This is a genomic window from Stenotrophomonas maltophilia group sp. SKK55 (assembly GCF_057179845.1).
On the sequence record NZ_JBXUHP010000011.1, the window covers coordinates 184,736 to 206,353 of the forward strand.

General features: G+C 65.1%; 18 protein-coding genes and 2 tRNA genes. All 20 read right to left on the reverse strand.

From position 1 onward, the window contains the following. Positions 1-92 precede the first annotated feature (92 nt). The 20 genes from rpsO to AC2A1N_RS05935 all read right to left on the reverse strand — a co-directional run bounded on the left by rpsO (position 93) and on the right by AC2A1N_RS05935 (position 21,597). Positions 93-353, reverse strand: a complete 261-nt coding sequence (gene rpsO, locus AC2A1N_RS05840; RefSeq protein WP_005417886.1) for a 30S ribosomal protein S15 — start codon at positions 351-353, stop codon at positions 93-95. A gap of 173 nt (positions 354-526) precedes the next feature. Next, positions 527-1,435, reverse strand: coding sequence for a tRNA pseudouridine(55) synthase TruB (gene truB, locus AC2A1N_RS05845; RefSeq protein ID WP_061478095.1), 909 nt, complete (start codon positions 1,433-1,435; stop codon positions 527-529). Between the two features lie 108 nt (positions 1,436-1,543). Next, positions 1,544-1,927, reverse strand: a complete 384-nt coding sequence (rbfA, locus tag AC2A1N_RS05850) for a 30S ribosome-binding factor RbfA (protein ID WP_005410447.1) — start codon at positions 1,925-1,927, stop codon at positions 1,544-1,546. Between the two features lie 92 nt (positions 1,928-2,019). Then, entirely contained in the window at positions 2,020-4,668 is a 2,649-nt protein-coding gene (gene infB, locus AC2A1N_RS05855; protein ID WP_053499259.1) for a translation initiation factor IF-2, read from the reverse strand. A gap of 92 nt (positions 4,669-4,760) precedes the next feature. Then, positions 4,761-6,272: a transcription termination factor NusA gene (nusA, locus tag AC2A1N_RS05860; RefSeq protein ID WP_005417911.1), complete on the reverse strand. Its 1,512-nt coding sequence runs from the start codon at positions 6,270-6,272 to the stop codon at positions 4,761-4,763. Positions 6,273-6,276: 4 nt separating this feature from the next. Then, complete coding sequence (gene rimP / locus AC2A1N_RS05865; RefSeq protein ID WP_049413675.1) at positions 6,277-6,867, reverse strand: ribosome maturation factor RimP; 591 nt, start codon at positions 6,865-6,867, stop codon at positions 6,277-6,279. A gap of 380 nt (positions 6,868-7,247) precedes the next feature. Beyond that, positions 7,248-7,324 (reverse strand) — tRNA-Met (locus AC2A1N_RS05870). A gap of 82 nt (positions 7,325-7,406) precedes the next feature. Beyond that, a tRNA-Met gene (locus AC2A1N_RS05875) sits at positions 7,407-7,483 on the reverse strand. 127 nt (positions 7,484-7,610) lie between these two features. Then, positions 7,611-9,071, reverse strand: coding sequence for an NADH-quinone oxidoreductase subunit NuoN (gene nuoN / locus AC2A1N_RS05880; protein ID WP_049415243.1), 1,461 nt, complete (start codon positions 9,069-9,071; stop codon positions 7,611-7,613). A 15-nt stretch (positions 9,072-9,086) separates the two neighbouring features. Then, complete coding sequence (locus tag AC2A1N_RS05885) at positions 9,087-10,595, reverse strand: NADH-quinone oxidoreductase subunit M (RefSeq protein WP_005410452.1); 1,509 nt, start codon at positions 10,593-10,595, stop codon at positions 9,087-9,089. A gap of 23 nt (positions 10,596-10,618) precedes the next feature. Beyond that, positions 10,619-12,784, reverse strand: a complete 2,166-nt coding sequence (gene nuoL / locus AC2A1N_RS05890) for an NADH-quinone oxidoreductase subunit L (protein ID WP_242892483.1) — start codon at positions 12,782-12,784, stop codon at positions 10,619-10,621. 7 nt (positions 12,785-12,791) lie between these two features. Next, a complete protein-coding gene (nuoK, locus tag AC2A1N_RS05895; RefSeq protein WP_005417921.1) occupies positions 12,792-13,097 on the reverse strand; it encodes an NADH-quinone oxidoreductase subunit NuoK in 306 nt (101 codons plus the stop codon). Continuing rightward, a complete protein-coding gene (locus tag AC2A1N_RS05900; protein WP_005417923.1) occupies positions 13,094-13,750 on the reverse strand; it encodes an NADH-quinone oxidoreductase subunit J in 657 nt (218 codons plus the stop codon). Before AC2A1N_RS05900 ends, nuoK begins: the two co-directional genes overlap by 4 nt. 9 nt (positions 13,751-13,759) lie before the next feature. Then, positions 13,760-14,248 carry an NADH-quinone oxidoreductase subunit NuoI gene (gene nuoI / locus AC2A1N_RS05905; protein WP_005417924.1) on the reverse strand — a complete coding sequence of 163 codons (489 nt, stop codon included), beginning with the start codon at positions 14,246-14,248 and terminating at the stop codon, positions 13,760-13,762. Between the two features lie 3 nt (positions 14,249-14,251). Continuing rightward, positions 14,252-15,346, reverse strand: coding sequence for an NADH-quinone oxidoreductase subunit NuoH (nuoH, locus tag AC2A1N_RS05910; RefSeq protein ID WP_061478097.1), 1,095 nt, complete (start codon positions 15,344-15,346; stop codon positions 14,252-14,254). Beyond that, on the reverse strand, positions 15,343-17,577 hold the full coding sequence (nuoG, locus tag AC2A1N_RS05915) for an NADH-quinone oxidoreductase subunit NuoG (RefSeq protein WP_005417933.1): 2,235 nt from the start codon (positions 17,575-17,577) through the stop codon (positions 15,343-15,345). Before nuoG ends, nuoH begins: the two co-directional genes overlap by 4 nt. Then, the gene (nuoF, locus tag AC2A1N_RS05920; protein ID WP_005417934.1) at positions 17,574-18,914 is read right to left on the reverse strand and encodes an NADH-quinone oxidoreductase subunit NuoF; all 1,341 of its coding nucleotides are present in this window, start codon (positions 18,912-18,914) and stop codon (positions 17,574-17,576) included. Before nuoF ends, nuoG begins: the two co-directional genes overlap by 4 nt. A gap of 4 nt (positions 18,915-18,918) precedes the next feature. Then, positions 18,919-19,446 carry an NADH-quinone oxidoreductase subunit NuoE gene (nuoE, locus tag AC2A1N_RS05925; RefSeq protein WP_005410460.1) on the reverse strand — a complete coding sequence of 176 codons (528 nt, stop codon included), beginning with the start codon at positions 19,444-19,446 and terminating at the stop codon, positions 18,919-18,921. Positions 19,447-19,543: 97 nt separating this feature from the next. Then, positions 19,544-20,851 carry an NADH-quinone oxidoreductase subunit D gene (locus tag AC2A1N_RS05930; RefSeq protein WP_061480010.1) on the reverse strand — a complete coding sequence of 436 codons (1,308 nt, stop codon included), beginning with the start codon at positions 20,849-20,851 and terminating at the stop codon, positions 19,544-19,546. Next, entirely contained in the window at positions 20,848-21,597 is a 750-nt protein-coding gene (locus AC2A1N_RS05935; RefSeq protein ID WP_010486428.1) for an NADH-quinone oxidoreductase subunit C, read from the reverse strand. Before AC2A1N_RS05935 ends, AC2A1N_RS05930 begins: the two co-directional genes overlap by 4 nt. Positions 21,598-21,618: the final 21 nt, after the last annotated feature.

Here is a 21,618-nt window from a genome sequence, read left to right on the forward strand (position 1 = left end):
GCGGGTGGCCGGATCGTTCCGGCCTGAATCGGGGATTGCGGTGCTACAAAACAAAACCGCGGCGCATCGCTGCGCCGCGGGGGATTCGTTGCTTAGCGACGCAGGCCAAGCTTTTCGATCAGGGCCTTGTAACGCTCGACGTCCTTCTTCTTCAGGTAGTCGAGCAGGCTGCGACGGCGGTTGACCATCTGCAGCAGGCCGCGGCGGCTGTGGTGATCCTTCTTGTGGGTCTTGAAGTGGCCGGTCAGCAGTTCGATGCGGGCGGTCAGCAGGGCAACCTGGACTTCCGGGGAGCCGGTGTCAGCGGCGCTGCGCTTGTTGTCTTCAATGACCTTCTGGGTGTCGATCGACATTTCTTTTTTCTCTGTGATGCGTGGCCGGCAGGAACGCGCTTCGCGCACCGCCAGGCTCGCCGTGGACTACGAGGATGAAACCTGCGGGAGGCAGGTTGCCGGAAAACGGCCGCGAAATTGTAACGGCCAGGGGCTTCCGGGACAAGGACCGGGGCTGAACCACCCTGCCCCGGTCAGAGGTTGAAACGGCGCTGCGGGGCCAGCAGGCCACTGTCGTCGACCTGGCCCAGGCCCTGGACAGCATCGTCCGGACCGAACACGGCCACCAGGCCATGCGGCCAGGTCATGTCACGCTGGCGCTGGCCGACGCAGAAACGGTGAGCCTGGGCGGCGTCGAGGTCGACCCGCGGATACTCGGCCAGGCCGGCCGCCAGCGGCAGCAGCAGCGCGTCCATGCCCGCCTCGTCGCCGGCCTCGGCCATCACCCGCAGTTGGTCCAGGGTGACCATCACCGGTTCACGGAACGGCTCGACCCATAGCCGGCGCAGCGCACTGATATGGGCGCCGCAGCCCAGGCGTTCGCCGAGGTCGCGTGCCAGGCTGCGGATGTAGGTGCCGGAGCCACAGGTCACGCGCAGCCGCAGCCGTTCCGGCTGCTGCTCGAGTACCTCGATGGCGTGCACCTGGACCTCGCGCTCCGGGGCCTCGATGGCCTCGCCGCGGCGGGCCTTCACATACAGCGGTTCACCGCCCTGCTTCAGCGCCGAATAGATCGGCGCCCGCTGGCGGATGTTCCCCGTCAGTGGTGCCAGCGCAGCCTGCAGGGCCTCGGCGCTGATCGCCGGCACCGGACGCTGCAGCAGCACCTGGCCCTCGGCATCATCGGTATCCGTGGTCTGGCCGAGCACGATCTCGGCATCGTACGCCTTGGCCGAACCCAGCAGCAGGCCGGCGATCTTGGTCGCCTCGCCGAAGCATAGCGGCAGCAGGCCGGTGGCCAACGGGTCGAGGCTGCCGGTGTGGCCACCCTTCTCGGCACGGAACAGGCGGCGCGCCACCTGCAGGGCGGCGTTGGAGCTCATGCCGGTCGACTTGTCGAGCAGCAGGATGCCATCCAGGCGGCGGAACTGAATTCGGGTCATGACAGATACGGGTAGCGCCGGGCCATGCCCGGCGAGCGCGAAGCGCGGCCAGCGTCCGGCCTCGCACGGTCAGAATGAAAAGACGCCGGGCATGGGCCCGGCGCTAGCTTATTCTTCGTCGCTCTCGCGACGCTTCTCCGCGGCCAGCGTATCGGGCAGGTCGCGCAGGATGTTGTCGATGTGCTCACCACGGTCGACCGAATCGTCGTAGTGGAAATGCAGCTCCGGCACGTGGCGCAGCTTCATCGCACGGGCCAGGTCCATGCGCAGGCGGTAGCCCAGCTCCTTCAGGCCGGCCACGGCTTCAGCCGAGCGTTCCGGCATCAGGGCGGTGACGAACACCTTGGCATGGGCCATGTCGCGGGTGATTTCCACGTCGGACACGCTCACCGAGGGCAACCCGTGCTCGCGCACGGCGTTGTGCACCAGGGTGCCGAGTTCACGGCGCAGCTGGGCGGAGACACGGTCGGTTCGATGGAAAGTCTTGGGCACGAGCAGCTCTTGGTTCAGTTGTCGCCCGACCAACGGTCGGGCGCTACAGGTACATGGTAGGGCCCGACCGTTGGTCGGGCCACCTTGCAGCATTACAGGGTGCGCGGCACTTCGATACGCTCGAAGCACTCGATCTGGTCGCCTGGCTTGACGTCGTTGTAGGCCTTCACCGCGATACCGCATTCGGTACCGTTGCGGACTTCCTCGACATTCTCCTTGAAGCGACGCAGCGATTCCAGCTCGCCCTCGAAGATCACCACGCTGTCGCGCAGCACGCGGATCGGCTTGTTGCGCTTGACCACGCCCTCGATGACCATCGAGCCGGCAACGGCGCCCAGCTTGGAGCTGCGGAAGACGTCGCGGACCTCGGCGATACCGATGATCTCTTCGCGGATCTCCACGCCCAGCAGACCGGATGCCACCTGCTTCACCTGATCGATCACGTCATAGATGATCGAGAAGTAACGCAGGTCGACGCCGTTGGATTCAATGATGCGGCGGGCCGAAGCATCCGCACGCACGTTGAAGCCGATGACGGTGGCCTTCGAAGCAGCCGCCGAGTTGGCGTCCGATTCGGTGATGCCGCCGACGCCGGAGTGGATCACGTTGATGCGGATGTCTTCGTTGGACAGCGCGACCAGCGCCTGGCTCAGGGCCTGCACCGAACCCTGCACGTCGGCCTTGATGACCAGGTTGAGAACCTGCTGGCCCTCGCCCTTGCCCAGGGTCGCCATGATGTCTTCCATGCGGCTGCCAGCGGTGGCGACCAGGCGCGACTCACGGCGCTTGGTCTCACGCTGCTGCGCAACATCCTTGGCCAGGCGCTCGTCCTCGACCACCACGAAGTCGTCTCCGGCTTCCGGCACACCGGACAGGCCCAGGACCTGCACCGGGATCGACGGGCCGGCGAACTCCGGCTGCTTGCCGGTTTCGTCGAACAGCGCACGCACGCGGCCGTACTGGATACCGCACACCAGGTAGTCGCCCTTCTTCAGGCGGCCCTGCTGCACCAGCACCGTAGCGACCGGGCCGCGGCCCTTGTCCAGCGACGATTCGATCACCACGCCCGAGGCGCGGCCTTCGTCGACGGCCTTCAGTTCCAGCAGTTCGGCCTGCACCGACACCGCGTCCAGCAGGTCGTCGATGCCCAGGCCGGTCTTGGCCGAGATCTCCACCATCTGGATGTCACCACCGAACTCTTCGGCCACGACCTGCTCGGAGAGCAGCTCGTTCTTGACCCGCATCGGGTCGGCACCGGACTTGTCGATCTTGTTGATCGCCACGATCAGCGGCACACCCGCCGAACGGGCGTGCTGGATCGCTTCCTTGGTCTGCGGCATGACGCCGTCGTCGGCAGCAACCACCAGCACCACGATGTCGGTCAGCTTGGCACCGCGGGCACGCATCGAGGTGAACGCGGCGTGGCCCGGGGTATCCAGGAAGCTGATGACGCCCTTGGGCGTTTCGACGTGATAGGCACCGATATGCTGGGTGATGCCGCCGGCTTCGCCGTGGGCAACCTTGGTGCGGCGGATGTAGTCCAGCAGCGAGGTCTTGCCGTGGTCGACGTGACCCATGATGGTGACCACCGGCGGGCGCTGCACGGCTTCGCCCTGGTTTTCACCGGTCGAAGCAAGCAGCGCGTCTTCGGCATCGTTGTCGTTGGCACGGATCGCCTTGTGGCCGAGTTCTTCGGTCACCAGCGCAGCGGTGTCGTGGTCGATGGACTGGGTGATGGTCGCCATCACGCCCATCTTGAACAGCGCCTTCACCACCTCGCCGCCCTTCAGCGCGAGCTTCTGCGCCAGGTCGGCCACGGTGATGGTCTCGCCGATCGCGACTTCACGCACGACCGGGGCGGTCGGGCGTTCGAACGCGTGCGGACCGGCATTGTTGCCACCACGCGACATGTCGCGACGGCCACCGGACTGGTTGCGGCCACCCGGACGTCCACGCGAATTGCTGTTGTTGCTGTTGCCGCGACGCGCACGGTCGGCGGCCGACAGGTGCATCTGGCCGGCGAAGCGGTCGCCCGGGCCACGCTCGTTGCGCGGCGCGCTGCGGTTGTTGCGCTCGTCGTTGCGCGGCGGCGGCGGCGGAGCACCACGCGGCGCAGCCGGGGCGGCGGCCGGGGCGCGCGGCGGGCGCGGCGCGGTTTCGTCGATCGGAGCACGCTTGGGCTTGCTGGCGGCCAGTGCCTCGGCCGCCTTGGCCGCAGCCGCAGCTTCCTCGGCAGCCTTCTTCTCGGCTTCGGCGCGTTCCTTGGCGGCGGCCTCTTCCTCACGGGCACGGACGATGGCCTCGTCGCGCAGACGATCCTTCTCGGCCAGGGCCTGCTGTTCGGCGAGGTTGCGCGCACGCGACTCTTCCAGCTTGCGCAGGATGTCGGCGCGCTCTTCGTCCGGCGTCATGGCGCGAGCACCATCCTTGACGTAGGTACGCTTCTGGCGCACCTCGACATTCACGGTCGTCTTGCTGCGACCGGAATTGACCGTCACTTCCTGCTGCTTCCGGCGGTTGAGCGTGATCTTCTTCGCAGACTGATCGGTCTCTTCCGGGGCCTGCTCGGGCTTGCCGTGCGAACGACGAAGGAAGCCCAGGAGCTTTACCTTCTCGGAGCTGGTCACGACCTGGTCGGGACCGCTGAACTTCATGCCGGCACCGGCCAGCTGTTCCAGCAGTTTTTCGACCGGCGTGTTGACCAGTTCGGCAAGCTTGCGGATGGTGGTTTGCTGCGACATTCGGATCCTATGATCTTGTGGGCGCCCCCCCGCATCTGGAGGTGGCGCGGATTCTACGCCCTGAGCGGCTCAGGGCCCTGTTCATTGCCGGCTCATTCGCCGCGTTCCAGTCGGGCGATCTCCTCGGCACGGGCGGCCAGGATCAGCGCAGCGGCGCGCGCCTGATCCAGTCCTTCGATGCCGAAGTCCATGACCTCGTCGGCGGCCAGGTCGGACAGGTCCTCGCTGGTACGCACGCCGTGGCCGGCCAGCGCATATGCGGTGGCTTCGTCCATGCCCTTCAGGGACAGCAGGTCCTGCGCCGGCTGGCCGTCTTCAAGGCCTTCCTCGACTGCCAGGGCCTCATTGAGCAGCGCATCGCGGGCACGAGCGCGCAGCTCTTCGACGATGTCCTCGTCGAAACCTTCCACGGCCAGCAGTTCGCCGACCGGGACATATGCGATTTCCTCGACGGTGCCGAAGCCTTCGCTGACCAGGATGCCGGCGATTTCCTCGTCCACTTCCAGCTTGTCCATGAACAGCTGGCGGGCGGCAGCCTGCTCGGCCTCCGACTTGGCAGTGACCTGGTCCTGGGTCATCACGTTGAGCTGCCAGCCGGTCAGGCGGCTGGCCAGGCGCACGTTCTGGCCGCCCTTGCCGATCGCCTGGGCCAGGCGGTCTTCGGCAACGGCCAGGTCCATCGAGTGCTTGTCCTCATCGACGATGATCGACTGCACTTCGGCCGGCGCCATCGCGTTGATGACGAAGTTGGCCGGGTTGTCGTTCCACAGCACGATGTCCACGCGCTCGCCATTGAGCTCGTTGGACACGGCCTGCACGCGCGAACCGCGCATGCCGATGCAGGCACCGATCGGATCGGTGCGCTGGTCGTGGGCCAGCACGGCGATCTTGGCGCGGTCGCCCGGATCGCGGGCGCAGGCCTTGATTTCCACCAGGCCCTGGCCGACTTCCGGCACTTCCAGCTTGAACAGCTCGATCATGAACTCCGGCGCGGCGCGGCTGATGAACAGCTGCGGGCCACGCGGCTCCGAGCGCACTTCGGCCAGGTAGCCGCGCACGCGGTCGCCGGCACGCAGCACGTCGCGCGGAATGCCCTTGTCCTTCGGAATGAAGCCTTCGGCATTGCCACCGAGGTCGACGTAGATGTTGCCGCGCTCGGCGCGCTTGACCACACCGGTGATCAGCTCACCCACGCGATCCTTCCATGCATCCACGACCTGCTGGCGCTCGGCTTCGCGCACGCGCTGGACGATGACCTGCTTGGCGGCCTGGGCAGCGATGCGGCCGAAGTCCGGGTTCTCGATCTGCTCTTCGATGTAGTCGCCGACCTCGACGCCTTCGGCCTCGTCGACGGCGTCCATCAGGCGGATCTGGCGATCCGGGGATTCCATGACCACGTCATCAGCCACCACTTCCCAGCGGCGGAAGGTTTCGTAGCTGCCATCCTTGTGGTCGATGACCACGCGGGTCAGCACTTCCTCCTCGGGATAGCGCTTCTTCGCTGCCGAGGCCAGGGCGGCCTCGATGGCATCGAAGATCACTTCACGCGGCACGCCCTTCTCGTTGGCGACTGCGTCGACTACCAGCAACAGTTCCTTGCTCATTGGCTCACTCCGCGCGCGGCTTCTTTGCCGCCGGCTCGTTGGAAGAAGAATTCGTGTTCGGCTTCGGACGCTTCGGTGCCGGACCGGTCGGCTTGCTCGGGGCCAGCCCCAGCGCCACCCAGTCGGGCATGATCCGTGCCTTGTCGATGTTGTCGGCCGACACGACCACTTCAGCCTTGTCGACGATGAAGGTGACGGTGCCCGCGGCCTCGTCGATCGCTTCGATGCGGCCCTGCAGGCGACGACGGTTGTCCTGCGGCAGCTTCAGCGTGACCTTGGCCGATTCACCCTGGTGGCGGCCGAACTGCTCCAGGTTGAACAGCGGGCGGTCCACGCCCGGCGAGGACACTTCCAGCGTGTAATTGCCGCTGATCGGGTCTTCGACGTCCAGCTGCGCCGAGACTTCGCGGCTGACCCGCTCGCAGTCGTCGACATTGATGATGCGCTCGGGCTGTTCAGCCAGCGGCACGTCGATGTAAAGGCGCAGGGTCGCACCGCCGGGGGCCGGCAGATACTCAACGCCCAGCAGCTCCAGGCCCAGCGACACAACGGTCGGGGCGAGCAGATTCGCGATGTCGGTTGCCTTGTCGCTCACAGCCTGCCTTGATCTCTATGGTTGGGTGCCGGCCTTGGCCGGCGTGGAAACATGACGCCCCGGAAACGACAAAGGGCCCGTTGGGCCCCTTTTCCGGAAAGACTCCGGTGACTGGATTCCGGTTGCAACCTGCATTGCCTGCCGGTTGCGGCCCTCCTTCCGGGTCCGGACTCCCGCTGGGAGGCCGCCTTCAGGGGTACTGCTAGGCCGCTGATGATAGCGGCTGCACCGCGCTGGTGCAAGGTGCGGGGCTACCCCGAAGCGTCCGCTGCGCTCGCCGGGCATGGCCCGGCGCTACCACCGTGCGGCGTACGGGTAGCGCCGGGCCAGCCCAAAGAAAAACGCCCTCGAAGCAGGACTTCGAAGGCGATCTTCTTACTTGGTAGCGGGGGCAGGATTTGAACCTGCGACCTTCGGGTTATGAGCCCGACGAGCTGCCAGACTGCTCCACCCCGCATCAGAAGCGGAATTATGAGCGATGGCTCCAAAAACTGCAAGCCTTCCCTCATTCATCAAACCGGTTGGCGCCGATCGGAAGTTGGTAGCGGGGGCAGGATTTGAACCTGCGACCTTCGGGTTATGAGCCCGACGAGCTGCCAGACTGCTCCACCCCGCACCGGAAGTGTTTGAACTGCTGCCCTGCTCTTTCGAGGAGGGCTACCGCAACGATGTTCTGGCTGAACCGCTGCAGTGACAACTCAGGCTGCGCATATTACACGAATCGCGCAGCTTTGTGTCAACTTTTATGCAAGATGCGCAAATGCCTGCTGGCACCAGACCATGATCGGGTTCCAGGCCAGGCCCAGGGCCAGCAGCGCCAGGGCATTGACGCCCAGCACCACACCCAGCACGCGGTCGTTGTTGCGCGGCATGGCCTCGCCCACCGGCTCATCGAAGTACATGACCTTGATGACGCGCAGGTAGTAGAAGCAGCCGACCACGGCGCACAGCACGCCCAGGATGGCCAGCCACAGCAGGCCGCCGTTGACGGCCGCGCCCAGCACCGCCAGCTTGGTCCAGAAGCCCAGGAACGGCGGGATGCCGGCCAGCGACGCCATGATGCACAGCACCAGGCCTGCCATCCACGGGTTGCGGGCATTGAGGCCCTTGAAGTCCTCGATGTTCTCGGCTTCAAAGCCGGCACGCGACAGCGCGATGATCGCGCCAAAGGCGGCGGTCGACATGATGGCGTAGGCCAGTGCGTAGAACAGCGCAGCGGCATAGCCCTGCGCGCCACCACCGGCGATGCCCATCAGCAGGAAGCCGATGTGCGAGACGGTGGAGAACGCCAGCATGCGCTTGAGATTGCTCTGCGCGATGGCCATCAGGTTGCCGATGACCAACGAGACTGCGGCCAGGCCGGCGATCAGCAGCTGCAGTTCCGTCGACAGCGGGCCCACGCCCATTTCCAGCAGGCGGTAGGCCATGCCGAAGGCGGCCAGCTTCGGCGCCGAGCTGATGAACAGCGCGATCGGTGCCGGGGCACCCTGGTACACGTCCGGCAGCCACATGTGGAACGGTGCCGCACCCAGCTTGAAGGCGACGCCGGCGATCATGAACACCGCACCGGTGATCAGCAGCACGCGCTCTTCCGAGTGCGGGATGGCGTCACGGATGACGTCCAGGTGCAGGCTGCCGGTCGCGCCGTAGATCAGCGACATGCCGTACAGCAGCAGGCCCGAGGCCAGCGAGCCGAGCACGATGTACTTCATCGCCGCTTCCGAGGCCAGGCCGTTTTCGCGGTTGCTGGCGACCAGGGCGTAGGAGCACAGCGCCAGCAGTTCCAGGCCCAGGTAGACCATCAGCAGGCTGCCGGCCGACACCAGGATCATCATGCCGGCGGTGCCGAACAGGATCAGCACCGGGATCTCGCCCTGGAACAGGTTGCGGTCACGCAGATAACGCCAGCCATAGACCAGGGTCAGGCCGCTGAGCAGCACGATCCCGGTCTTCATCACGTCCGCGGCGGTATCGCGCACGAACATGCCATGGAAGACCTCGCCCTGCCCGCCCACGCCGGTGGCCAGCATGAACAGCACCACGGCCAGCGCAGCGAGCGAGAACAGGTGGGTGACGATCTTGTTCCGGTTGCTGACGAACAGGTCGAGGATCATCAGGGCGAAGGCGCTGCCGATCAGCACCAGCTCGGGAGCGAGCGGTGGCAGGTCAGCGGCGGTCAATGGCAGCAGCGGCGAGGTGGTCATCATCAAATCCTGGAATTACAGCAGCTTGCTGGATGCGATCTGCATCGCCAGCTTCGCGATCGAGGGCTCCATCAGGTCGGTCAGCGGCTTGGGATAGATGCCCAGGGCCAGCACGCCGATGGCGAACACGCCCAGCACCAGCCATTCGCGGCCGTTGATGTCCTTCAGTTCGGCAACATGGCTGTTGGCCACTTCACCGAAGAAGATGCGCTTGTACAGCCACAGGGTGTAGGCGGCGCCGATGATCAGGGTGGTGGCCGCGCCCAGCGCGATCCACGGATTACGCTGGAAGGCCGAGAGGATGACCATGAACTCGCCGACGAAACCGCTGGTACCCGGCAGGCCCGCGTTGGCCATGAAGAACAGCATGGCGAAGGTGGCGAACCACGGCATCACGTTGACCACGCCGCCGTAATCGGCGATGCGGCGGCTGTGCATGCGGTCGTACAGCACGCCGACGCAGGAGAACATCGCGCCGGACACGAAGCCGTGCGAGATCATCTGCACCATGGCGCCCTGCAGGCCCAGGCGGGCGGCATCGGCGTTGCCGGCTTCACGCACCAGCCACAGGGCGATGAAGGTGCCCAGGGTGACGAAGCCCATATGCGCGATCGACGAATAGGCGATCAGCTTCTTCATGTCGTCCTGCACCAGGGCGACCAGGCCAACGTAGATCACCGCGATCAACGACAGCGCGATCACCAGCCAGGCCCATTCCTGCGACGCGTCCGGGACGATCGGCAGGTTGAAGCGCAGGAAGCCATAGCCACCGATCTTCAGGGCGATGGCGGCCAGGATCACCGAACCGGCGGTCGGCGCTTCCACGTGGGCATCCGGCAGCCAGGTATGGACCGGGAACATCGGCACCTTGACCGCGAAGGCGATCAGGAACGCGAAGAAGATCCAGGTCTGTTCCTTGGCCGACAGCGGCAGTGCATACAGGTCGGCCAGCTGGAAGCTGCCGCCCTTCATGTACAGGTAGATCAGTGCCACCAGCATCAGCACCGAGCCGAGGAAGGTGTACAGGAAGAACTTCAGCGCAGCGTAGATGCGGCGCGGGCCGCCCCAGACACCGATGATCAGGAACATCGGGATCAGCATCGCCTCGAAGAACACGTAGAACAGCATCGCATCCGTCGCCGCGAAGATACCGACGGTGACGCCTTCCAGGATCAGGAAGGCTGCCACGTACTGGTTCACGCGCTTGTCGATGGCGCTCCAGGCGCCGATCAGGGCGAGCACGCTGACCAGGGTGGTCAGCAGGATCAGCGCCACGGCAATGCCGTCCACGCCCAGGTTGTAGCCGATCTTGTACGCCGGGATCCACGCATGGGTCTCGACGAACTGCAGGCCGTCGATGCCCGCGTTGTAGCCGCTCAGCAGCGAGAGGCTTGCAACGAAGGTGAGCACCGCGACGCCCAGCGACGCCCAGCGGGCGGTCTGCGCATCACGGATCGCAAGGATCAGGGCACCACCGATGATCGGCAGCCAGATGAGGACACTGAGTAGAGGCCAGTTCGACACGTCTTCTTATTCCGTACAGGTCATCAACGCAGGTAATGCATCAGCACGCCCAGCAGGGCAATCAGGCCGATGATCATCGCGAAGGCGTAGTGATAGAGGAAACCGGATTGGGTACGACGCAGCACGCCGGCTGCGACGTCCACAACACGTGCCGAGAGATTGACCACGCCGTCGACGATGTTGCTGTCGATCCAGCGCGAGACCTTGCCCAGCTTGACGCTGCCACCGGCAAAGCCATCGATCCACAGCTTGTCGAAGCCGTACTTGTTTTCCAGCACCGACACCAGCGGAGCGAAGGACTTGCGCGCCTTGCCCGACAGGTCCGGCTTCCACAGGTAGAACAGTACGGCCAGCAGGAAGCCCGCGACGGTCAGCATGAACGCCGGAGCCATCATGCCGTGCAGCGCGAAGGCGACCGGGCCGTGGAACTCCTCACCCAGGAAGCCGATGGTGTTCTTGGCCGGATCGTAGAAGTCGACGATGCCGGTGAAGAACGTATGCGCCTGGCCCTTGATGGCATCGTGGGCATGGTGGCCGGCCCAGTCGGTGCCGTACAGCATCGGACCGATGCTGAAGAAACCGATGGCGATCGACGGGATGGCCAGCAGGATCAGCGGCAGGGTCACCACCCACGGGGTTTCGTGCGGCTCATGCGGACCGTGGCCATGGCCGTGGTCATCGTGATGCGCATCGCCGTGGTGGGCGTCGGCGGCGTGGTGATCGTCATGGCCGTGACCATGATCGTCATGATGCACGTCGCGGAAACGCTCCTTGCCGTGGAAGGTCAGGAACAGCAGGCGGAAGCTGTAGAAGCTGGTGACGATCACGCCACCCAGCACTGCCCAGTAGCCGTAGGTGGCCACCCAGTTGTTGGACAGGTGCGCGTGCAGCTCGGCGGCCTCGATGATGGTGTCCTTCGAGTAGAAGCCGGAGAAGAACGGCGTACCCACCAGTGCCAGCGTACCGATCCACATGGTGATGAAGGTGATCGGCATGTACTTGCGCAGGCCACCCATCCTGCGCATGTCCTGCTCGTGGTGCATGGCAATGATGACCGAGCCGGCACCCAGGAACAGCAGCGCCTTGAAGAAGGCGTGGGTCATCAGGTGGAACACGGCGGCCGAGTAGGCCGACACGCCCAGTGCAACCGTCATGTACCCCAGCTGCGACAGCGTGGAGTACGCGACGACGCGCTTGATGTCGTTCTGCACGATGCCGATCAGGCCGGTGAAGAAGGCGGTGGTGGCACCGATGAACAGCACGAAGTTCAGCGCGGTCTGCGACAGCTCGAACAGCGGCGACATGCGGGTGACCATGAAGATACCGGCGGTCACCATCGTCGCGGCGTGGATCAGTGCCGAGATCGGGGTCGGGCCTTCCATCGAGTCGGGCAGCCACACGTGCAGCGGGACCTGGGCCGACTTGCCCATGGCACCGATGAACAGGCAGATGCAGATGACGGTGGCGATCGACCAGATCACCGGCTCGTTCAGCAGCTGCATGCCCAGGAGGGTGCCGTCCCAGATCTGCAGCTGGGCGCGCGGGTCGGCCAGCATGCCGGCCTGCGAGAACACCTGCGAGTAGTCCAGGGTGCCGAACACCCAAAGCACGCCGGCGATGCCGAGCAGGAAGCCGAAGTCACCGACGCGGTTGACCAGGAACGCCTTCATGTTGGCGAAGATCGCGGTCGGGCGCTTGAACCAGAAGCCGATCAGCAGGTACGACACCAGGCCCACCGCTTCCCAGCCGAAGAACAGCTGCAGGAAGTTGTTGCTCATCACCAGGGTGAGCATCGAGAAGGTGAACAGCGAGATATAGCTGAAGAACCGCTGGTAACCCGGATCGTCCTGCATGTAGCCGATCGTGTAGATGTGGACCAGCAGCGACACGAAGGTCACCACCACCATCATCATCGCGGTCAGCTTGTCGACCATGAAGCCGACGTGGGCCGAGTACTGGCCGACTTCGAAGAACGTATAGATGTTCTGGTTGAACGGCTGCGCGCCGCCCCACATCAACTGGTAGAACGTGTACATCGACAGGCCGCAGGCCACCGCGACGCCGAGGATGGTGATGGTCTGCGCGCCGAAGCGCTTGACCTGGCGACCGAACAGGCCGGCGATGATGCTGCCGAACAGCGGTGCGAGCACCACTGCGATCAACAGACTCTTGGAGAGAGTGATTTCCATCTGTGGATCAGCCCTTCAACGAATCGACTTCGCCGACATTGATCGTGCGGCGGGTACGGAACAGGGTCACCAGGATCGCCAGGCCGATGGCGGCTTCCGCGGCGGCGACGGTCAGGATGAAGAACACGAACAGCTGGCCGGACGGATCGCCCAGCTGGCGCGAGAAGCCGACGAAGTTGATGTTCACCGACAGCAGCATCAGTTCGATCGACATCAGCAGGACGATGACGTTCTTCCGGTTGAGGAAGATGCCGGCCAGGCTGATGGCGAACAGCACCGCGCCAAGCGCAAGGATGTGGCCAAGGGTAATCACGGCTGGGTCTCCTCGCCGGTGGCCGGCTTGCTGTTGCTGTGCACGACCGGTGCTTCGGCACCCATCTTGACCATGCGCAGGCGCTGGCCGGCCTTGACCATGGTCTGCTCGCCCGGGTTCTGGCTCTTGACGCCGGTACGGCGGCGCAGGGTCAGCATCACGGCGGCAACCACGGCCACGGTCAGGATGACGGCGGCGAACTCGAACGGCAGCAGGTACTCGGTGAACAGCGTGCGTGCCAGCCAGGTGATGTTGGAACTGTCGGCGGCGACCGCAGCGGCGTTGTCGGCCGGGAACGGCGTGACCGAGCGTGCCTTGACGCCGATCAGGATCAGCATCTGCGCCAGCATCGCCACCGCGACGATGAGGCCGACCGGCAGGTAGCGCACCCAGCCCTCACGCAGCTTGGTGGGGTCGATGTCCAGCATCATCACCACGAACAGGAACAGCACCATCACCGCGCCGACATAGACCAGCACCAGGGCCACGCCGAGGAACTCGGCACCCACCAGCAGCCACACGCAGGCAATGGAGAAGAAGGTCAGCACCAGGCAGAGCACGGCGTGAACCGGGTTGCGCACGCTGATCACCGCACCGGCCGAAACCGTTGCCGCGATGGCGAACACCCAGAAAGCGATATTTACCCAATCCATCTCTCGACCTCAGCGGTAAGCGGCATCGGCGGCACGACGCTCGGCGATCTCGGACTCGAGACGGTCGCCAAGGGCCAGCAGCTGCGGCTTGGTAACGATGTTTTCGCCACGGTTCTCGAAGTGGTACTCGAGGATGTGGGTTTCGACGATCGAGTCCACCGGGCAGCTTTCTTCGCAGAAGCCGCAGAAGATGCACTTGAACAGGTCGATGTCGTAGCGGGTGGTGCGGCGGGTGCCGTCCTCGCGCTTGGCCGAGTCGATGGTGATGGCCAGCGCCGGGCACACCGCTTCACACAGCTTGCAGGCAATGCAGCGCTCTTCGCCGTTGGGATAACGGCGCAGGGCGTGCAGGCCACGGAAGCGCGGCGACTGCGGGAACTTCTCCATCGGGTACATCATCGTGTACTTCGGCTTGAAGCTGTACTTCAGCGTCAGCCAGAGGCCGGCCAGCAGTTCGAGCAGCAGCAGGCTCTTGAAGTAATGGGTAATCCTGTTCATCACTTAGACGCCCTTTTGAATCACGCCGAAGAACACCATGACGGCGGTAACCGCGATCCACAGAATGGCCAGCGGGATGAAGACCTTCCAGCCCAGGCGCATGATCTGGTCATAGCGGAAGCGCGGGAAGCTGGCACGGAACCAGATGTAGGCACTGGCGAAGAAGAACACCTTGACGAACAGCCACGGTGCACCGCCCTTCCAGATCCAGTCGACCAGCGGCGAGACGTTACCCAGATCAACCCAGCCCTGGACCGGGCTCAGCCAGCCGCCGAGGAAGAAGATCGAGATCAGGAAGCTGATCAGGATCATGTTCGCGTATTCGGCCAGGAAGAACAGGGCGAACGCACCGCCGGAGTACTCGACCATGTGGCCGGCAACGATTTCCGACTCGCCTTCCACCACGTCGAACGGCGCGCGGTTGGTTTCAGCCACGCCCGACACCCAGTAGATGACGAACAGCGGGAACAGCGGGAGCAGGAACCAGTCGAAGAAACCGGAGCTGCCGGCCTGCGCAGCGACGATGTTGCTCAGGTTCAGGCTGCCCGAGGCGATCATCACGCCGACCAGGGCGAAGCCCATGGCGATTTCGTAGCTGATCATCTGCGCCGAGGCGCGCATGGCACCCAGGAACGCGTACTTCGAGTTCGATGCCCAACCGGCCAGGATGATGCCGTAGATGCCCAGCGAGGTCATCGCCAGCAGGTACAGCAGGCCGGCGTTGGCGTTGGACAGTACGATCTGCGAATCGAAGGGGACCACCGACCAGGCCGCGAAGGCCGGGGCCAGGGTGATCAGCGGTGCCAGCAGATAGATCGCCTTGTTGGCGCTGCTCGGCTGGACCACTTCCTTGAACAGCAGCTTGAAGACGTCGGCGAAGGCCTGGAAGATGCCCATGCCCACGTACATCGGGCCGTGGCGGACGTGCATCCAGCCGATCAGCTTGCGTTCCCAGACCACATAGAAGGCCACCGAGATGATCACCGGCACGGTGATCACCAGGATCTTCAGGATGATCCAGATCAGTGCGCCGATGTCACCGAGGCCCAGCAGCCACTGGTGCAGCGGGTCGACCGCGTTCAACAGCAATTCGTTCATGCAGCCACCACCGATACGCGAGCGGCACCCAGCGGCGCGGTCGCGCCGTGGCCCGATTCAATCCAGACCGAACCCGCAGCGACGCGGGCGTCGACCACCACCGGCAGGGTGGCCTTGCCGGCATCGGTGCCGACCTTGGCCATCTGCCCTTCCTGCAGTTGCAGGCGAGCGGCATCTTCAGCGTTCAGCACGATGCGCGGGGCGTTGTTGAGCGGATGCGACTGCAGCGCCGGCGCGCGACGGACCACCGCATCGGTGCGGTAGATCGCGGCGGTCGAAGCCACTTCCAGGCCTTCGCCGGCAACCGCCGGCTGCGCCGAAGCAGCGACGGTGACCGACACCGGGGCCAGGCTGGCACGCAGGCCGGCCAGGTCGGTGAAGTCGAAGCCGGCCAGCGCCATGTCGCCGCCCAGTGCGCGCAGCACGCGCCAGCCTTCGCGGGCCTCGCCCGGCAGCTTGCCGCCGGCACGGGCCGACTGCTCGCGACCATCGAGGTTGGTCAGGGTGGCATCGATTTCCGGCAGCGCACCGATCGGCAGGATCACGTCGGCAACGTCGCGGGTCGAGGCGCAGGCGAACTGGCTGAAGGCCACCACCTGGGCACCGGCCAGCGCCTTGCGGGCGGCCGGGGCGTCGGCGAAGTCCAGGCCCGGCTCGAGGCCGTACACCACGTAGGCCTGGCGCGGCTGCGCCAGCATCGCGGCGACGTCCTTGCCGGCCGGCAGCACGCCGGCGCGGGTCAGGCCAACGGCGTTGGCGCCCTGCGGGATGCGGCACAGCTTGGCACCGGTAGCGGCAGCGAAGTCACGCGCGGCAGCGCGGATCGCGGCAGCCTGCGGGTGGTTCTCGGCGATGCCACCAACGATCAGCACGGTGTTGTTGCCGCCCTGCACGGCCGAACGCAGCTCGGCGTTGGCCAGCGCGTCGACGAACTTCGACGGGGCAACGATCTGCTTGCCGGCGACACTGAAGGCGAAGTCGAAGTCCACCGGATTGACGACGTGGATCTTCGCGCCCTTGGTGGTCTGCGCCTTGCGCAGGCGAGCGTGCAGCAGCGGCAGTTCGTGGCGGATGTTGCTGCCCAGGACCACGATGCGGTCGGCGCCCTCGATCTCAGCCAGCGGCAGGCCGAACACTTCGGCGGTTGCGGCGTCGGAGAAATCGCGGTTGTTGATGCGGTGGTCGATGTTGCCCGAGCCCAGGCCCTTGGCCAGGCGGGCCAGCAGTGCGCCTTCCTCGTTCGAGGTCGACGGGTGCACCAGCACGCCCAGGTTGTCGCCCTGGTTGGCCTTGAGGATTTCGGCGGCCGCGGCCAGGCCTTCGGCCCAGCTCACTTCCTTCCACTCGCCGTTGACCTTGCGCAGCGGCTTGACCGCACGGTCTTCGCTGTACAGGCCCTGGTGCGAGTAGCGGTCACGGTCGGACAGCCAGCACTCGTTCACGGCTTCGTTGTCGCGCGGCACGGTGCGCAGCACTTCGCCGCGACGCACGTGCAGGAACAGGTTCGAACCCATCGCGTCGTGATAGCCCAGCGACTCGCGCGCGGTCAGTTCCCACGGGCGGGCGCGGAACTGGAACACCTTGTTGGTCAGCGCGCCGACCGGGCAGACGTCGACGACGTTGCCGGACAGCTCGGTGGTCAGCGGCTTGCCGTCGAAGGTACCGATCTGCAGGTTCTCACCGCGGTACATGCCACCCAGTTCGTAGGTACCGGCAACGTCGGCGGTGAAGCGGACGCAGCGGGTGCACTGGATGCAGCGGGTCATCTCGGTGGCAACCAGCGGACCCATGTCCTCGTCAGGCACCACACGCTTGCGCTCGTTGAAGCGGCTGACCGAACGGCCATAGCCCAGCGACACGTCCTGCAGCTCGCACTCGCCGCCCTGATCGCAGATCGGGCAGTCCAGCGGGTGGTTGATGAGCAGGAACTCCATCACCGAGCGCTGGAACTTCAGCGCCTTCTCGCTGCGGGTGGCGACCTTCATGCCGTCCATCACCGGGGTGGCACAGGCCGGCGCCGGCTTCGGCGACTTCTCCACGTCCACCAGGCACATGCGGCAGTTGGCGGCGATCGGCAGCTTCTCGTGATAGCAGAAGCGCGGAATCGGAATGCCGGCCTTGTCGGCCGCCTGGATGATCATCGAGCCCTTGGGCACGACCAGCGACTTGCCATCGATCTCGATGGTGACGTGATCGGGTGGGACGCTCGGATTCACGGGTTGCGCGCTCATGCAGCGGCTGCCTCCACCTTCTTGCCGTCAACCATCGAATGACCGTTGACGATGTAGTACTCGAACTCGTCCCAGAACTGGCGCAGGAAGCCCTGGATGGGCCATGCAGCCGCTTCGCCGAACGCACAGATGGTGTGGCCTTCGATCTGCCCGGCCACTGCCTTCAGCTGGTGCAGGTCTTCCATCGTGGCCTTGCCGGCGACGATGCGCTCCAGCACGCGGTGCATCCAGCCGGTGCCTTCACGGCACGGGGTGCACTGGCCGCAGGATTCCTTGTGGAAGAACTGGCTGATGCGGCAGGCGAACTTGACGCAGCAGACGCTGTCGTCGAGCACGACGATCGCACCCGAGCCCAGGCCGGAGCCCAGCGCACGGATGGTGTCGTAGTCCATCGGCAGGCCCTTCAGCTCGGCCGCGGTCAGCACCGGCATCGACACGCCGCCCGGGATCGCGCCCTTGAGCTTGCGGCCCGGACGCAGGCCACCGGCCATTTCCAGCAGGTCGTCGAAGGTGGTGCCCAGCGGTACTTCGAAGTTGCCGCCGTTCTGCACGCAGCCGGACACCGAGAAGCACTTCGGGCCGCCGTTGGCGGTCAGGCTCAGGCCCTTGAACCACTCCGGGCCGTTGCGGATGATCGCCGGCACCGAACCGTAGGTTTCGGTGTTGTTGATCGTCGACGGCTTGCCGTACAGGCCGAAGTTGGCCGGGAACGGCGGCTTGTAACGCGGCTGGCCCTTCTTGCCTTCCAGCGATTCCATCAGCGCGGTTTCTTCGCCGCAGATGTACGCGCCGGCGCCCAGCGCGCCGTAGATGTCGATGTCCACGCCGCTGCCGAGGATGTTCTTGCCCAGCCAGCCGTTCGCATAGGCGTCGGCCAGGGCCTGCTCGAAGTGCTCGAACGGCTCGTGGTGGAATTCACCGCGCAGGTAGTTGTAGCCCACGGTCGAACCGGTGGCGTAGCAGGCGATCGCCATGCCTTCCACCACCGAATGCGGGTTGTAGCGCAGGATGTCGCGATCCTTGCAGGTGCCCGGCTCGGATTCGTCCGAGTTGCAGAGGATGTACTTCTGCATGTTGCCCTTGGGCATGAAGGACCACTTCAGGCCGGTCGGGAAGCCTGCGCCACCGCGGCCGCGCAGGCCCGAGGCCTTGACCATCTCGATGACCTGCTCCGGCGGGATCTTCTCTTCGAGGATCTTGCGCAGGGCAGCGTAGCCACCGGTCTTCAGGTAGCTTTCGTACGACCACGGGGTGTCGTAATGCAAGGTGGTATAGACCACCTGGTGCGGCAGCGGCGCGGGGCCGACCGGACCCTTGGATTCGTGGTGATGTGCCATGCCCTTACTCCAGCCCGTCCAGCAGCTCGTCGACCTTTTCCAGGGTCAGACGCTCATGGTAGTGACCGTTGATGACCATCATCGGCGCGCCACCGCAGCCGGCCAGGCACTCTTCCTCGCGCTTGAGGTAGACGCGGCCGTCAGGGGTCGATTCACCGTGCTTGATGCCCAGCTTCTTCTCGCAATGGCGCACGATGTCCTCGGCGCCATTGAGCCAGCAGCTGATGTTGGTGCAGATGGCCACGTTGTTGCGGCCCACCTTCTCGGTCTCGAACATCGAGTAGAAGCTGGCGACCTCGTAGGCCCACACCGGCGGCAGGTCCAGGTACTTGGCCACGCCGGCGATCAGTTCGTCGGTCAGCCAGCCCTGGTTCTGCTCCTGGGCCGCATGCAGGCCCTGCAGCACGGCAGAGCGCTTGCGGTCCGGCGGGAACTTGGACAGCCAGTGATCGATGTGAGCGCGGGTCTTGTCGCTCAGCACCACCATCGGGTCGACGTCGCGCGCCGCCTCGAAATTACCTGTCGCCTTCATCGGCCGACCTCAGCGAAATGCATAACGTGAAATTCCAGAAACTGCGGCGCCGGCTTGCGCCGGCTGCCTGCAGCGGGCGTTGGCGTGGCGGACGGCATTACCGGTCAACCTCGCCGAACACCAGGTCGTAGGTGCCGATCATCGCCACCACGTCAGCCAGCATGTGGCCGCGCACGACCGAATCGATCGAGGACAGGTGGGCGAAGCCCGGCGCACGCAGGTGCACGCGGAACGGCTTGTTGGCGCCATCGGAGACCAGGTAGCAGCCGAATTCGCCCTTCGGGGCTTCCACCGCCGAGTAGGTCTCGCCGGCCGGCACGCAGTAGCCTTCGCTGAACAGCTTGAAGTGGTGGATCAGCGCTTCCATGTCGTCCTTCATGTCCTCGCGCCTGGGCGGAGCGACCTTGAAGTTCTTCACCATCACCGGGCCCGGGTTGGCCTTCAGCCACGCCACGCACTGCTTGATGATGCGGTTGGATTCGCGCATTTCGGCAACGCGGACCAGATAGCGGTCATAGCAGTCGCCTTCCTTGCCCAGCGGGATGTCGAAATCGACGGCATCGTACTTGGCGTACGGACGCTTCTTGCGCAGGTCCCAGGCAATGCCCGAGCCGCGCAGCATCACGCCGGTCATGCCCCACTGGTGGGCCAGTTCGGGAGCGACCACGCCGATGCCGACGGTACGCTGCTTCCAGATGCGGTTGTCGGTCAGCAGGGTTTCGTATTCGTCGATGCGCTTGGGGAACTCGACGGTGAAGTTCTCCAGGAAGTCCAGCAGCGAACCCTCGCGCGAAGCATTGAGCTGCTTCAGCGCCTTGCCCTTGTGCCAGCGCGATTCCTTGTACTTCGGCATGTGGTCCGGCAGGTCGCGGTAGACACCGCCCGGACGGTAGTACGCCGCGTGCATGCGCGCGCCGGAAACCGCTTCGTAGCAGTCCATCAGCTCTTCGCGTTCGCGGAAGGCGTACAGCATCACCGCCATCGCGCCCAGGTCGAGCGCGTTGGAGCCCAGCCACATCAGGTGGTTGAGGATGCGGGTGATTTCATCGTACATGGTGCGGATGTACTGGGCACGCTCCGGCGCCTCGATGCCCATCAGGGTCTCGATCGCGCGCACGTAGGCGTGCTCGTTGCACATCATCGACACGTAGTCCAGTCGATCCATGTAGCCGATCGACTGGTTGAACGGCTTGGACTCGGCCAGCTTTTCGGTACCACGGTGCAGCAGACCCACGTGCGGGTCGGCGCGCATGATGGTTTCACCGTCCATTTCCAGGATCAGGCGCAGCACACCGTGAGCGGCCGGATGCTGCGGGCCGAAGTTCATGGTGTAGTTGCGGATTTCCTGCCGGCTCTCGGCGGCGTTGCTGGCGAATGCTTCGCCGGCCTGGTGTACGTGGCTCACTTCACTGCCTCCTGCGCGCGCTCACCTTCTGCGGTCTGCAGACGGGCGTCGTCGCGGATCACGCGCGGCACGCCGACACGCGGCTCCACCGAGGTGACCGGTTCGTAGATCACGCGCTTCTTCTCTTCGTCGTAGCGGACTTCGACATTGCCGATCAGCGGGAAGTCCTTGCGGAACGGATGGCCGACGAAACCGTAGTCGGTCAGGATCCGGCGCAGGTCCGGGTGGCCTTCGAAGATCACGCCGTACAGGTCGAACGCCTCGCGCTCGAACCAGTTCAGACCCGGCCAGATACTGGTCAGCGAGGACACCACCGGCAGCGCTTCGTCAGGAGCGAAGCAGCGCAGGTGCATCATCAGGTTGTGCTGGTAGGAACGCAGCTGCGCGACCACGGCGAAGCGCTGGGTCGGCATGTGCTGCGGGCGGGCACCGTCGGCACCGTTTTCCTCGGTGGGGAACTCGCCCCACGCGAAGCGGCCCTGGGCCTTGCCTTCGACGCCTCGGCTGAACCCCTGCGAGGACACGTCAGCGGTGTCCCATTCGTCGGAGCCATAACCGAGGTAGTCGACGCCGCACAGATCCACGGCCTGCTCGAAACCAAACTCGTCACGCAGCGCCAGGGCGGTGGCGTGCCACTCGGCGGCAGGCACTTCCAGCGTCACTTCGCCGCGGGGTTCGACCACGATGACCTTCGCACCAGCGAAACGTGCGGAGAGTCGGTCGATGAAGGATGCTTGCTCTGCCATGGGGGCTTGGCGCGCTCTAGT